Here is a 12,834-nt window from a genome sequence, read left to right as displayed (position 1 = left end):
GTAGAGTAAACAGAGTTTATATGCGGCTGGAAGTGAGAGAGAGGTTTAAGTCGGAGTGGTAACTAAATAAAACCCTAGAGACTCATTGCGAGCCCTAGGGTTATATATACAGATTATTAGTCTAGCTTAGCCTAGTTGCTACTTACTGTTTTCAAAGAAGAGCGTAGCTTGAAGATTCCCTTAGGTGCCTTGGTCAGCAAGATGCCACAAAGTAGAGGGATCATCATAAGCAGAGATTGTTCAGATAGAACCTCACCATTGATGTAGCAAGAGATCAGTAGCGCAACCACTGGGAAGATTAAGAAGCAGATAGACGCTTGGAACGGCGTCGAAACCTGTCCTAATTTAAAGTAAGCCACAATGCCGCCAACACTCGCCACAAAGCCTAGGTAAACCACAGCAGAGATTGAGTCCCAAGTGAAAGATTCAACATTTACGTTTTCGCCCATAGCTGATACGGCAAATAAGAAAAGAGCTGCAATTAGGCTCGGTACGGCGTTGTAGGTTAGTACTTCAATACCTTTGCAGTGCCTTTGAACCAACACATACATCACTGCGTGAATCGCAACAGCAAGGCCTAAACAAACCGTGCCAATAAGGTAGTCATCGCCACCCATCTGCATTTCATTACCAAGGATTAAACATAGGCTCACAACAGCAGCGATCAAACCGAATATCTGGTGCTTCGCCAGTCGTAGACCTAAGAATAAGCCAGACATCAGCATTACTGCGACAGGCATGTTGGCGAAGATGATCGACGCTAAACCTGAAGAGATGTATTGCTCGCCATAGATCATCAACGTAAACGGAATCGCGAAATACATCAACGCAACAATAAGCAGCCATTGGCGCTTACCTTTAGGGAACAGCAGTGGTTGGTTGAAGACTTTCGCCAATACTGCAAGCAGAGGTGCTGCAAGTAAAAAGCGCAACGCAGTAGCAAAAATAGGTGGGATAGAATGCAATGCTACTTCCATAGCGAACCAAGTGGTTCCCCAAATTAAGCAAACAGAGACAAAAAGCAAGATAGTTAGCGACTTCGAATTCATGGTGACTACTCATTAATAATTATTTTAAATCATAGGCTTGTAGCGCCTTAATGACGTGGCACAGTATAGAAAGGTAGTCGGAGAAAAATTTTGTCTTTTTATCTCTAATTTTAGTTTTTTGTAGTAATTAAATCTCCAATGTAATTATTTTATAGAAAATAAATTCACTTTAGATAGTTTAAGTAAAGTCATTATTCTTTGTGAGGTCTAATTTTGCTCAGAAAGTAATCAACTCACGAGTATGGCTGTTGGGTCATTGCTGTTAGCGTAGCAATAAAAAACGCGCCCACAATTAGGCGCGTTTTTGTTCAATACGTTTAAGATACGGTATCTACTGCGTAACAGGCTTAACTTGTTTGGACTGCCTGACTGCCAGAATAAGTTGTGGTAGCAGCGACATCACGATCATGCCGGTCATTAGTGAATACTGGACTGGAGTAAATGATTCACCCATCAACACCATGCCTGTCACGATGCCAGCTACTGGGTTTGCGATGCCACCGAAGGTGAAATCAACCACCGACATACGTTGTAGCAACCACACATACATGCCGTAACCCAGTGCAGTGTTTAGCCCAATAACCCACACGAGCCCCATAGCATTACGAGTATCGAAATGAGTGACAGCGTTAACATAAGGCTGCGGGTCGATGAATGCATGAACGCCAGACGCGATAGACAAAATCGTACCGCCCAGAATCAGTTGCCACGTTAATACCTTCCACCAGTGCATGCGGTTACCCAGTGACTTGGTAATGCTGCTGCCGATGACAATACACATGATTGCGGCAAACATTGCGCCTAAACCGATTGGGTTCAGAGCAATTTGGCTTGGGTTAAACAGTACCCACGCTAAGGTGATCAAGCCAATACCAGACAAGGCTTGAATCAAATGTGGGCGCTGTTTTTTCACTACCCAATGGAAGATCATCGCGAACACAGGCACGGAGATCATGCCCACGCCAGAGATCGCCGAAGGCAGCGTTAGCGCCATCACGAAGATCAAGCCAAAGAAAGTCGCGATATTGATAAGGCCCAGTGTGAAAATGATCTGCCACTCGCCTTTTTTAGGCAATGTTGGCTTTACTGCTAGCAATAACAAACCAGCAGGCAACGCACGCAAAGCACCCAATAATAATGGTGGCCACTCCTGTAGCGTAAATTGCGTCACTGCATAGGTTGTTCCCCAAAAGAACGCGGGGATCATTGCTAATAATATGTTCATTTAAAATATCTTTACGTTAAGATAACTATTGTGTGAACTGTATACTGAGAACTAGTGGTTGTAAAGTATCTTTATGTTAAACTAGTTTGAAGTAATCAGACTAACAACGGAGCGAGATTGCAAATGGATGCTATCGACCGCGTAGTAGAGCAATGGGCAAAGGAAAAGCCCGAACTAGAAACTGAGCCTATGGCAATGATGGGTCGGATTATGCGTATTGCCAAGTATATGGAGACGCAAGTTGCCGATCTTCATAAAAAATACGACATGAAGCTAGGTGAGTTTGATGTGCTGGCGACGTTGCGACGTTCTGGAAAGCCTTACCGACTGACGCCATCAGAACTGATTGGATCCATGATGCTGACATCTGGCGCGATGACCAATCGCCTTGATAAGCTAGAAGCCAAAGGGCTGATCAGCCGTGAGCACAGCAAAGAAGACAGACGCAGCGTGAGTGTTCAGCTAACCAAAGATGGCCTAGTTTTGATCGATGAGATGATGACTGAACATGTCGAGATGCAGAAAAAACTGGTTAAATCTTTATCTGCTAGCCAGAAGAAAAACACCAACCAACTTTTAAAAACGTGGTTGAGTGCTTACGAGTAATCACTGGTTGAATCGTCTTTCTGAATTTAGTGAGCTGAACGAGCTTAATTTGATTTGAAAACCGAAGTGATGAGCTTCGGTTTTTTTGTGGCTTCAATTTGGTGTCGTGCTATTTAGTCTCGGTTTGTTTGGGATCAGAACTGAGCCAGAAAACCGAACAAGTTCCATCGATGTAATTCAATAATTTAGGACATCCTATTTAAGACTTCCCGTTATCAATAGAAAGCGCCCATCCGTATATTTCTCGTATTCCCACAATACAGAGAACACTAAAATGAAACTTAAAATAGCCCTTAGTACAGTACTACTCGCAACGTCATTTGCATCCCATGCAGAGTTGAAAATGTCGATCAGCGAACAAACCAACGGCGTTGTCGTTACGGTTTATCAAGATGGAGAACGCGTCCCTAATGCTCAGGTCACCACCAATATTCGTGGGCAACAAGTGACAGAAACATCAGACAGAGGACAAGCATTTTTCTACAAGAGAAATATCCCGAGGGTGTACCGATTTGAAGCAACCACACCTCAAGGAGAGAGTGTCCAACAAAGTCTATTTATCGGACGAGATAAATAGACTTTTCGGAGTGCCCAGCTAGAAGCAAGTTAGTGAGTTTGAGCCGATGCTCTCCAGCACTTTTCTAACTTTTTCAAAGCGAGTGTTTTTGCCTTACCCATGTTGCCTATTTGCCACGCAAGCACGATATCAACGGTTCTCGCGTGGCCAATTTCCACTAAGCTTCCAGCTTCTAACTCGGCGGTTATAAGCTGTTTAGGTAGAGTGCCAATACCAAGGTTACGTTGAATTGCCGTCAGCTTACTAGTCATTGAACTGACCGTACTGGTTTTTTGGTTTAGTAAGATGTTTTTGGTGACTTTAGGCTCTGACTTAGCGGTATCGGCCACTGCGATGATTGTGTGCTCACGTCGTGTAGATTCACTGAGCGGGTTTGGTTCATCTAAAATGGGTGCGTTTTTTGCGGCGACCCAAATCATTTCTACACTGCCGATAGTTTTAATATTCACTGTATTCGGTAGCTCGATATTGGGCATCGATGAGATGAGAATATCTGCTTTTCCTGAGGTTAATGCCTCCCAGCCTCCCGACAAAATATCCTCTTGGACATACAGTTGCGTGCTGCATTCTGTTGCCATATCAGCGATTAACGACAACGCAATATCTTGCCCGATAATGCCGTCATAGGACACAAATAGTTCGCTTTCCCAACCACTGGAAAAACGTTGTATTTGGTTTATGAGTTCATCTGATCCAGCCAGCAACTGTCGACCATTTTCCACCAACATTTGTCCCACCTGAGTAAACACGGCTCTGTGTCCTGACCTATCTAAGATCAAGATGCCAAGTTCGTCTTCTAATTTTTGAATCTGGTAACTTAATGCAGAAACGGAACGATTGAGGTGCGCAGAGGCTGACGAGTAAGTTCCCTCACGTTGTAGAACATCCAATATTTGTAAGGTGTCGAGCGGCAGTGTTTTCTTCAGAGTCTTCATAAAATCAATAAATATGGGGCAAGAGTTTCAATGAATTTAAGGTAATGGTAACAGCATTGAGGCTGTTCAATCTTCGGAATCAGTCAGTAATTTGTATGCGAGTATGTCTACTAAAATTTCAAACAAGTTGTTCTATTTTTCTCGTTATCATCTTAATGCTAAGTCGAATAACCTATCGGCAATGAAACTTATCAAGGCTTAGAACTATGAACACCAGATTGAACGACACACTGACTTTTTTCGCTCGTATTTTATTGGCTTACTTGTTTATTCAAGCGGGTTGGGGAAAGCTGTTTAGCTACGAAGGAACAGCGGGATACATGACTTCTCAAGGAGTCAGCACTCACTTGTTGCCTTTGGTGATTTTGCTTGAACTCGGTGGCGGACTGGCGATTCTAGCTGGATTTATGACTCGCTTTACCGCGTTCTCGATTGCGTTTTTCTCATTGGTCTCTGGTGTTATGTTTCACTTCGACCCAAGTTCGTCGGGGCAAATGATTCACTTCTACAAAAATGTCTCTGTTGCTGGTGGGTATCTGGCGTTAGCGGTACTTGGCGCAGGATCGTTTAGTGTTGATTACTGGCTGTCTAACAAGTTGAAGGAAGACGCTAAATGGACGCGCTTAATGGTTCTTGTACGTTAGCGTTCTTTGTCTAATCACATGGTATTCGTTAGTGTTGTTGGCGCAACTTATGAATAAAAACCGAAGCCTAATAGCTTCGGTTTTTTTGTTCTTGTTTAAGAACTTCAAGTACAGCTAATTGGCGAGTTAAGCTTGGAGCATCTCGTCGCTAAACAATTCTGCGCAGCCAATCCCGTTGATGGCGCAGCTCTCGTCGATGTCTGAGATGTCACCGCTGACCCCAATCGCACCAAGTACCGTTTTGTCCTTATCTCGAATCAGTAGGCCCCCTGGCACTGGCACCATGTTTCCGTGTGCGAGTACGTTTACGGCGGAGATGAATGCTGGTCGGTTGTCAGCATCTTGGGCGAGTTTTCTAGAGGAACAGCCCAGTGCGAGTGCTCCCCACGCTTTAGCGATCGCGATGTCTGGTCGCATCATGCTAGAGCCGTCTTGACGTTGCAGAGAAATCAGCTTGCCACCGCTGTCTAAGACGGCGACCGTCAAAGGTTCTGTGTGGATCTTGTTTCCTGCTTTTAAGGTGCCATCAATGATGGTTAACGCTTGTTGTAGAGTCAAACTTCCCATGTTATCTCCTAGTTTTTCAAGGGGCCATGTACCAAGCTAAGTCAGCCAATCATTACTCTTGTTTGTGAATATCATTGACTGATTCAGCTCGGTACAAGAGTCCTAACTGGACTCTTGTAATAGCCCATAGCTGGGTAAAGTTAGGAAGGCAGCGAACTCGTCGGCTGTAGAAAGTTGATAGAAAAGATCGGCTGTCTCTTCAAATCGACCTGCTGCATAGCGCGAGTCTCCGACTTCATGTTTTATGGTGTCCAGCTCTTGGTAAAGCCAAGAGTGGAATAGTGATTTGGTAAAGGTTTGGCCATCATCGAGCGTTACCCCGTGATGGATCCATTGCCAGATATTGGCTCTCGAGATCTCAGCGGTGGCGGCATCTTCCATAAGGCCGTAGATAGGTACACAGCCGTAGCCTTGAATCCAAGCTTCGATGTAATACAGCGCGATGCGGATATTCTTACGAACGCCTGCTTCGTCGCGGCTGCCTTCACAAGGTTTTAGCAGAGAGTCTGCATTGATCACATGGTCTGGGCTTTGGAAGTCCATTTGGTTTACTTTGCCATCGAGGTGCTTATCGAATATCGACATCGCTAAATCAACCAATGCAGGGTGCGCGACCCATGTGCCATCGTGTCCGTTTTGAGATTCTCTCTGTTTGTCTTCAATGACTTTGGCCGTCACTCGTGCCATCTCTTGCGGGTCTTTCGCTGGAATAAAGGCTGACATACCACCCATCGCCAGTGCGCCACGAGCGTGACAAGTACGCACCAACAGTTGGCTATAGGCGTTGAGGAATTCTTGATCCATGCCGATGCCGTGACGATCTGGCAGGATGCGGTCTTTATGGTTCTTCAGCGTTTTGATGTAGCTGAAAATGTAATCCCAACGACCACAGTTCATTGCCACGATGTGATCACGCATTGCATACAAGATCTCTTCCATCTGGAACACGGCTGGTAGCGTTTCGATCAATACTGTCGCGCGAATGGTGCCTTTTGGTACATGGAAATAATTTTCGGTGAAGCTGAAAATATCGTCCCACCATTGTGCTTCTTCCATGCTTTCAAGTTTTGGAATGTAGTAGTAAACCCCCAAACCTTGTTGTGCACGTGATTGATAGTTGTGGAAAAAGTATAAGGCGAAGTCCATCAAGCAACCGCCGATAGGCTGATTGTTGAATTGAATGGACTGCTCAGGTAAATGAATACCACGTGGGCGGGCAATCAGCAGTGCAGGATCGTTGTTTAATTGGTAACTCTTCTGTTTCTTCTCATCGAAGTAACTAATGGTACCAAGGTTGGCATCTCTTAGGTTGATTTGCCCTTCGACCATATTGGCCCAAGTCGGGGAAGACGCATCCTCAAAGCAACACATGAAGACTTTCGCGCCTGAGTTTAACGCGTTGATCACCATCTTTCTTTCGATAGGCCCGGTGATCTCTACGCGCCGATCGAGTAGCTCTGGTGGCGGTGTTGCCACTTTCCACTCTTTATTCTGACGAATGGAAATGGTGTCTTTTCTGAAATTGGGTAACTCACCCTCGTCATATTGAGCTTGTTTTACGTCGCGGTCACTTAGCAGGGCATGACGGCGATCTCCAAACTTATTGACGAGAGCTTCTAAGAATTTTAATGCATCTTTAGACAAGATCTCTTTGTACTCGGAGTTGTCCATATTCCCGAGTACCTGCATACACTGTACTTCTTCTCTCTCTTTTACGTCATTCATCATTGTTGTCTCCTTTGAACAATACGATGTCACTTTGTATACAAAATGCTCTTTTTAAGGGTATTTATATTTCATAAATTGTAAACAAGCAAAGGGTATTTAACATTTATTTATCATTTGGTCTTTTTGTGATTTATTTTTACGTAAAGATATTTTATGTAAAGCAATGAATTGTAAGCTTTTAAGGGTGGGTGCTTACTCAAAATGGTAGCTTGATGTAACGAAATTGTTTCATTTTGGGGTTGATAAATAGCGAGGATGGTTCATAGTACACAAAAGTTAGTTTAATTGTATACAATCTGAACTGGAGGTTCGAATGGCAATTATGAAAGCGATTGAAGCAGCGGTAGAGGTGCTTAAACGTGAAGGTGTAGACATCGCATTTGGTGTTCCCGGCGCAGCAATTAATCCTATGTATGCGGCTATGAAAAAGCTCGGAGGAATCGACCACGTCTTAGCTCGCCACGTAGAGGGTGCATCGCATATGGCCGAAGGGTACACGCGCACTAATCAAGACAATATTGGTGTGTGTATTGGTACCTCTGGCCCTGCGGGAACGGACATGATCACGGGTCTTTATTCTGCGTCTGCAGATTCGATTCCAATTCTATGCATCACAGGCCAAGCGCCACGTGCTCGTCTTCACAAAGAAGATTTCCAAGCGGTCGACATTGAATCTATCGCTAAGCCTGTGACTAAGTGGGCAACCACGGTACTGGAACCTGCTCAAGTGCCACGCGCATTTCAAAAAGCCTTTCATTTAATGCGTTCGGGTCGTCCGGGTCCAATCCTGATTGATCTACCGATTGATGTTCAGCTGGCTGAGATTGAATTTGATATCGATACTTATGAACCGCTAGAACCTTATAAGCCACAAGCGACACGCGCGCAGGTTGAGAAAGCATTAACCATGATGTCTCAATCGGAAAAACCGCTGATTGTATCCGGTGGTGGCGTGATTAATGCTGGCGCATCTGAATTGTTGCAACAGTTTGCCGAGATCACTGGTGTTCCTGTGATTCCAACCTTAATGGGCTGGGGATCGATCCCGGATGATCATGACTTAATGGCGGGCATGGTGGGGCTACAAACATCCCATCGTTACGGTAACGAAACCATGCTCAACTCTGACTTTGTGTTTGGTGTGGGTAACCGTTGGGCAAACCGTCATACCGGTTCTGTGGATGTTTACACCGAAGGCCGCAAGTTCGTACACGTCGACATTGAACCAACCCAAATCGGCCGTGTGTTCTGTCCTGATTTAGGCATTGTCTCTGATGCGAAAGCTGCACTAGAGCTAATGGTTGAAGTGGCGCAAGAGTGGCGTGACGCTGGCAAACTGCCGAATCGAAATGCTTGGGCAAGTGAGTGTCAGGAACGCAAGTCGACCATGCTGCGTAAAACCAATTTCGATGAAGCGCCAATGAAACCGATGCGTGTTTATGAAGAGATGAATAAGGCATTTGGTCGTGATACTTGTTATGTGAGCACCATTGGTTTGTCGCAAATCGCCGCCGCTCAGTTCCTGCATGTTTATAAGCCTCGTAACTGGATCAACTGTGGTCAGGCTGGCCCGCTAGGTTGGACAACACCCGCCGCATTGGGCGTACGAGCCGCCGATCCAAATCGCGATATTGTCGCTATCTCTGGTGATTATGATTTCCAATTCATGATCGAAGAACTGGCAGTAGGTGCACAGTTCAACTTGCCATACATTCATGTGTTGGTGAACAACTCGTATCTAGGTTTGATTCGCCAAGCACAGCGCCAATTTGATATCGATTATTGTGTACAACTGGCGTTTGATAACCAGAATGCACCAGAGCTTGAAGGCTACGGCGTTGACCATGTTGCGGTTGTTGAAGGTTTAGGTTGTAAGGCGATTCGAGTTCGTGAACCAGAGCAAATTGCCGCTGCGTTTGAGCAAGCAAAAGAGCTGATGAACAAGCACAAGGTGCCAGTGGTCGTTGAACTGATTCTTGAGCGAGTAACCAACATTGCGATGGGCGTAGAGATCAATGCTATTAACGAGTTTGAACCGCTTGCCGAAAGCCGCGGCGATGCTCCAACGGCGCTGGCGTACAAGTAATCATTAAGTCATGTGTATCCGTAGAGCTGAGGCTTAGCTCTACGGAAAAGCCTCCAATAGAGCGAGGCTCTACTACAAATAACCAGATTTTCAAAAATAAAGAATAAGGACAGAGTCATGGCAAAATTTGCAGCAAACTTGTCAATGTTATTCACGGAAGTTGATTTTATGGACCGCTTTGAAGCTGCCGCAGAAGCGGGCTTTCAAGGTGTGGAGTATCTTTTTCCTTACGCCTTTGATGCTCAGGCAATCAAAGCAAAGCTCGACGCTAATAACCTAGAGCAAGTGCTATTTAACTTGCCTGCGGGTGATTGGGACGCTGGCGACCGTGGTATCGCGGTCGACCCAGCGCGAGTTGAAGAATTTCAAGCGGGTGTACCTAAAGCCATCGCTTACGCAAAAGCGCTCGGTTGTACTCAAGTGAATTGCTTGGCGGGGATTGTTCCGCAAGGTGTCACCCAACAAGATGCGCAATCGGCGTTTGTGATTAACCTGCATTACGCGGCGAACGCGCTCGCAGCAGAAGGCATTAGCTTAGTGATAGAAGCGATCAATACCCGCGATATTCCGGGCTTCTTCTTGAACACCACGGAGCAAGCCAAAGCGATCATCAAAGAGGTAGGGAGCGATAACCTTTCTATCCAATACGATATTTATCACATGCAAATTATGGAAGGCGATCTTACGCCGACCATGCAGCAAAACATTGGCCAAATCGCACACGTTCAACTGGCTGACAATCCAGGTCGACACGAACCGGGGACGGGAGAAATCAATTACCCATTCGTGCTCAATTATCTTGATGAACTTGGCTATCAAGGGTGGGTTGGCTGCGAATACAAGCCGAAAACAACAACGACAGAAGGCCTTGGTTGGCTACACCAGTACCGTTAATTACGTCTGGTAACCCTCAAACGTTAAGGAGAACAAAATGTCTAAAATTGCATTTATCGGAACTGGCATCATGGGGAAACCTATGGCGAGTAATCTTCAAAAAGCAGGTCACGATTTGATTCTGTCGGATCACTTTAATGCAGCACCTGCCGATCTTGTGGCAGCAGGCGCAACGGTCTGCCATTCACCCGCAGAAGCGGCAGAGGCGGCGGATGTCATTATTCTAATGGTGCCGAATACGCCTCAAGTGGAAGACGTCCTGTTTGGTGACAATGGCGTCGAGCAAGGCCTTACCGCCGGTGGCGCTGCTGGAAAACTGGTTATCGATATGAGTTCAATCTCGCCAATCGCGACCAAAGCCATTGCAGCGCGAATCAACGAAGGCGGTGCTTCATACCTTGATGCTCCGGTATCAGGTGGCGAAGTAGGCGCTATCAATGCAGCGCTGACTATCATGGTGGGCGGTGAGCAAGACGCCTTTGATAAAGCGCGTCCGTTATTTGAAATCATGGGTAAGAATATCACGCTAGTGGGTGACAACGGTGCAGGTCAAACGTGTAAGGTGGCTAACCAAATCATCGTTGCTCTGAATATCGAAGCCGTGTCTGAAGCGTTAGTTTTTGCTTCAAAAGCCGGTGCCGATCCAGCACGCGTACGTCAGGCTCTATTGGGCGGCTTTGCTAACTCTAAGATCTTGGAAGTACACGGCGAGCGCATGGTTGAAGGCACCTTTGACCCTGGCTTTAGAATCTCACTTCACCAGAAAGACCTGAATCTTGCGCTAACGGGCGCACAAGAATTAGGTGTCGCGCTGCCGAATACGGCGAATGCTCAAGAGCTATTTGGTGAGTGCGCCGAAATGGGCGGTGAAGGTTGGGACCACTCTGCGCTTATTCAAGCGATAGAGAAACGCTCTGACCACTCGATTCGTTAATTAATTAGGGCTGCTATCGATTCGTAGCCCAACAGTTTGTTTATAAATCGCGTAGTTTCGTCTCCTTTTATACGCGTTCCTGATACGAGGCAAAGGTTGAAGTTGTTCCTTTCCAACTTGATCTTAGCAGGCACCCTTTCGCCTTGTATTGGGGTTCTTTTTTTCTCCGTCAACTAAGGAGTGGCTGATGGACATTGATGCTAAGCAGTTTCTGCAAACCCTTTTCTCAAGTGCTGTTAATCAGGCGCTACCTAAAAATCACATCGAACCTTTTCTTCCTCAAGATATTTTTTACCGCTCTGCTAATCAAGCTGGGCGAACTGTGGTGATAGGAGCAGGAAAAGCGGCCGCGTCAATGGCAGCAGAGCTTGAAGCGGTTTGGCAGGCAAAGAAACAACAAGACCTTGCACTGCGTGATCTTGAAGGCTTAGTGGTGACTCGTTATGAGCACACCGCACCTTGCGAACACATTGAGGTGATTGAAGCGGCGCACCCAGTTCCGGATGCGATGGGCTTAGAAGTAAGCCAACGTATGCTGCAATTGGTGAGTGACTTGAGCGCTGACGATACGGTTATTTGCCTATTGTCTGGCGGCGGCTCTGCTTTGTTAAGTCTGCCCGGTGGTGACATCAGCTTGGCAGAGAAGCAACAAATCAATAAAGCACTGCTTAAATCTGGCGCGGCTATTGATGAGATGAACTGTGTGCGTAAGCATTTATCGTTAATCAAAGGTGGGCGACTAGCAAAGGCCGCTTACCCAGCAAGAGTCGTCTCATTGGCGATTTCAGATGTGCCGGGCGATGACATCAGTGTGATTGCATCGGGCCCAACCGTACCAGACACCACCACCCGCTTTGATGCGATGGCAATACTGGAACGTTATCGAATTGAAACACCACCTTCGGCATTTGAATGGTTGAACAACCCAGAATCAGAAACCGTGAAACCAGATGACGCGTGTTGGAAAAACGCCGAGCACCATATTATCGCCACACCAATGTCGGCATTGGAATCCGCTGCTGCAGAAGCTGAAGGCTTGGGCATTCCGGCTTATGTGTTGAGTGATTGCATAGAGGGGGAAGCGCGAGATGTCGCGAAGGTTCACGCTGCGCTGGCTAAGCAAGTGGCCAATCATAAGCATCCATTTGAGGCGCCTTGCGTGATACTTTCTGGTGGCGAAACCACAGTAACCGTTAAAGGCAATGGTCGCGGTGGGCGTAACTGTGAGTTCTTGTTGAGCCTATATAACGAGCTCAAAGGCCAAGACAATATATTTGCATTGGCTGCCGATACCGACGGGATTGATGGTGTGGAAGACAATGCGGGTGCGTGGATTACACCTCAAACATGGCAACAAGGTTCGAGCCTGTCGCTTAAAGCGCAAGACTACCTCGATGCCAACAACAGTTACGATTTCTTCAAGCAAGTCGATGTGCTTCTTACCACGGGCCCGACGTTGACTAACGTGAATGACTTCAGAGCGATATTGATTCTTTAATTTGGACAGTTCAAACGCAGGGTATGGAATGGTCGCTTCTTAACAAATAGAGCGACCATTTTATTGTTATCAATGCTGTGACCTTGAGTTC

12 protein-coding genes are annotated in these 12,834 nt (G+C 46.2%); 7 read left to right on the top strand and 5 right to left on the bottom strand.

Annotated features, from left to right (window positions below; translation table 11 throughout):
- Positions 1–131: 131 nt before the first annotated feature.
- Positions 132–1,049: a DMT family transporter gene (locus tag MSG38_RS08290; RefSeq protein ID WP_248401583.1), complete on the bottom strand. Its 918-nt coding sequence runs from the start codon at positions 1,047–1,049 to the stop codon at positions 132–134.
- 331 nt (positions 1,050–1,380) lie between these two features.
- Positions 1,381–2,274 carry a DMT family transporter gene (locus tag MSG38_RS08285; protein WP_050653185.1) on the bottom strand — a complete coding sequence of 298 codons (894 nt, stop codon included), beginning with the start codon at positions 2,272–2,274 and terminating at the stop codon, positions 1,381–1,383.
- Positions 2,275–2,397: 123 nt separating this feature from the next.
- Here MSG38_RS08285 and MSG38_RS08280 point away from each other — a divergent pair, with 123 nt between their 5' ends.
- Positions 2,398–2,880 carry a MarR family transcriptional regulator gene (locus MSG38_RS08280; protein WP_059018090.1) on the top strand — a complete coding sequence of 161 codons (483 nt, stop codon included), beginning with the start codon at positions 2,398–2,400 and terminating at the stop codon, positions 2,878–2,880.
- Between the two features lie 274 nt (positions 2,881–3,154).
- Positions 3,155–3,457, top strand: coding sequence for a hypothetical protein (locus MSG38_RS08275; RefSeq protein ID WP_059018092.1), 303 nt, complete (start codon positions 3,155–3,157; stop codon positions 3,455–3,457).
- A 29-nt stretch (positions 3,458–3,486) separates the two neighbouring features.
- Here the strand turns inward: MSG38_RS08275 and MSG38_RS08270 are convergent, their stop codons facing one another.
- Entirely contained in the window at positions 3,487–4,392 is a 906-nt protein-coding gene (locus tag MSG38_RS08270) for a LysR family transcriptional regulator (RefSeq protein WP_059018094.1), read from the bottom strand.
- Positions 4,393–4,598: 206 nt separating this feature from the next.
- On the opposite strand from MSG38_RS08270, the gene MSG38_RS08265 reads away from it, so the two are divergent.
- On the top strand, positions 4,599–5,036 hold the full coding sequence (locus tag MSG38_RS08265; protein ID WP_059018096.1) for a DoxX family protein: 438 nt from the start codon (positions 4,599–4,601) through the stop codon (positions 5,034–5,036).
- A gap of 126 nt (positions 5,037–5,162) precedes the next feature.
- Here the strand turns inward: MSG38_RS08265 and MSG38_RS08260 are convergent, their stop codons facing one another.
- Together MSG38_RS08260 and aceB are read right to left on the bottom strand one after the other, a co-directional pair.
- Positions 5,163–5,603, bottom strand: coding sequence for a heme-binding protein (locus MSG38_RS08260; RefSeq protein WP_008220964.1), 441 nt, complete (start codon positions 5,601–5,603; stop codon positions 5,163–5,165).
- Positions 5,604–5,705: 102 nt separating this feature from the next.
- Positions 5,706–7,331 carry a malate synthase A gene (aceB, locus tag MSG38_RS08255; RefSeq protein ID WP_048613675.1) on the bottom strand — a complete coding sequence of 542 codons (1,626 nt, stop codon included), beginning with the start codon at positions 7,329–7,331 and terminating at the stop codon, positions 5,706–5,708.
- A gap of 313 nt (positions 7,332–7,644) precedes the next feature.
- Here aceB and gcl point away from each other — a divergent pair, with 313 nt between their 5' ends.
- From gcl to MSG38_RS08235, 4 genes are all read left to right on the top strand, one after another.
- Complete coding sequence (gene gcl / locus MSG38_RS08250) at positions 7,645–9,417, top strand: glyoxylate carboligase (RefSeq protein WP_050632529.1); 1,773 nt, start codon at positions 7,645–7,647, stop codon at positions 9,415–9,417.
- A gap of 117 nt (positions 9,418–9,534) precedes the next feature.
- Entirely contained in the window at positions 9,535–10,311 is a 777-nt protein-coding gene (hyi, locus tag MSG38_RS08245) for a hydroxypyruvate isomerase (protein WP_017075254.1), read from the top strand.
- 37 nt (positions 10,312–10,348) lie between these two features.
- Complete coding sequence (locus tag MSG38_RS08240; protein WP_048611851.1) at positions 10,349–11,245, top strand: 2-hydroxy-3-oxopropionate reductase; 897 nt, start codon at positions 10,349–10,351, stop codon at positions 11,243–11,245.
- 187 nt (positions 11,246–11,432) lie between these two features.
- Positions 11,433–12,743: a glycerate kinase gene (locus tag MSG38_RS08235; protein WP_059018098.1), complete on the top strand. Its 1,311-nt coding sequence runs from the start codon at positions 11,433–11,435 to the stop codon at positions 12,741–12,743.
- The last annotated feature ends 91 nt before the right edge of the window (positions 12,744–12,834 follow it).

The organism is Vibrio sp. 1CM24A (assembly GCF_023161725.1).
Taxonomy (GTDB): domain Bacteria; phylum Pseudomonadota; class Gammaproteobacteria; order Enterobacterales; family Vibrionaceae; genus Vibrio; species Vibrio coralliirubri.
Note: the sequence above shows the minus strand (reverse complement) of the source record. Positions and strands in the feature narration are given on the sequence as shown.

What these genes read in the sequence shown, in the direction of transcription:
- MSG38_RS08290 (WP_248401583.1), bottom strand. Translation starts at nt 1,049, where the DNA reads ATGAATTCGAAGTCGCTAACTATCTTGCTTTTTGTCTCTGTTTGCTTA.
- MSG38_RS08285 (WP_050653185.1), bottom strand. Translation starts at nt 2,274, where the DNA reads ATGAACATATTATTAGCAATGATCCCCGCGTTCTTTTGGGGAACAACC.
- MSG38_RS08280 (WP_059018090.1), top strand. Translation starts at nt 2,398, where the DNA reads ATGGATGCTATCGACCGCGTAGTAGAGCAATGGGCAAAGGAAAAGCCC.
- MSG38_RS08275 (WP_059018092.1), top strand. Translation starts at nt 3,155, where the DNA reads ATGAAACTTAAAATAGCCCTTAGTACAGTACTACTCGCAACGTCATTT.
- MSG38_RS08270 (WP_059018094.1), bottom strand. Translation starts at nt 4,392, where the DNA reads ATGAAGACTCTGAAGAAAACACTGCCGCTCGACACCTTACAAATATTG.
- MSG38_RS08265 (WP_059018096.1), top strand. Translation starts at nt 4,599, where the DNA reads ATGAACACCAGATTGAACGACACACTGACTTTTTTCGCTCGTATTTTA.
- MSG38_RS08260 (WP_008220964.1), bottom strand. Translation starts at nt 5,603, where the DNA reads ATGGGAAGTTTGACTCTACAACAAGCGTTAACCATCATTGATGGCACC.
- aceB (WP_048613675.1), bottom strand. Translation starts at nt 7,331, where the DNA reads ATGATGAATGACGTAAAAGAGAGAGAAGAAGTACAGTGTATGCAGGTA.
- gcl (WP_050632529.1), top strand. Translation starts at nt 7,645, where the DNA reads ATGGCAATTATGAAAGCGATTGAAGCAGCGGTAGAGGTGCTTAAACGT.
- hyi (WP_017075254.1), top strand. Translation starts at nt 9,535, where the DNA reads ATGGCAAAATTTGCAGCAAACTTGTCAATGTTATTCACGGAAGTTGAT.
- MSG38_RS08240 (WP_048611851.1), top strand. Translation starts at nt 10,349, where the DNA reads ATGTCTAAAATTGCATTTATCGGAACTGGCATCATGGGGAAACCTATG.
- MSG38_RS08235 (WP_059018098.1), top strand. Translation starts at nt 11,433, where the DNA reads ATGGACATTGATGCTAAGCAGTTTCTGCAAACCCTTTTCTCAAGTGCT.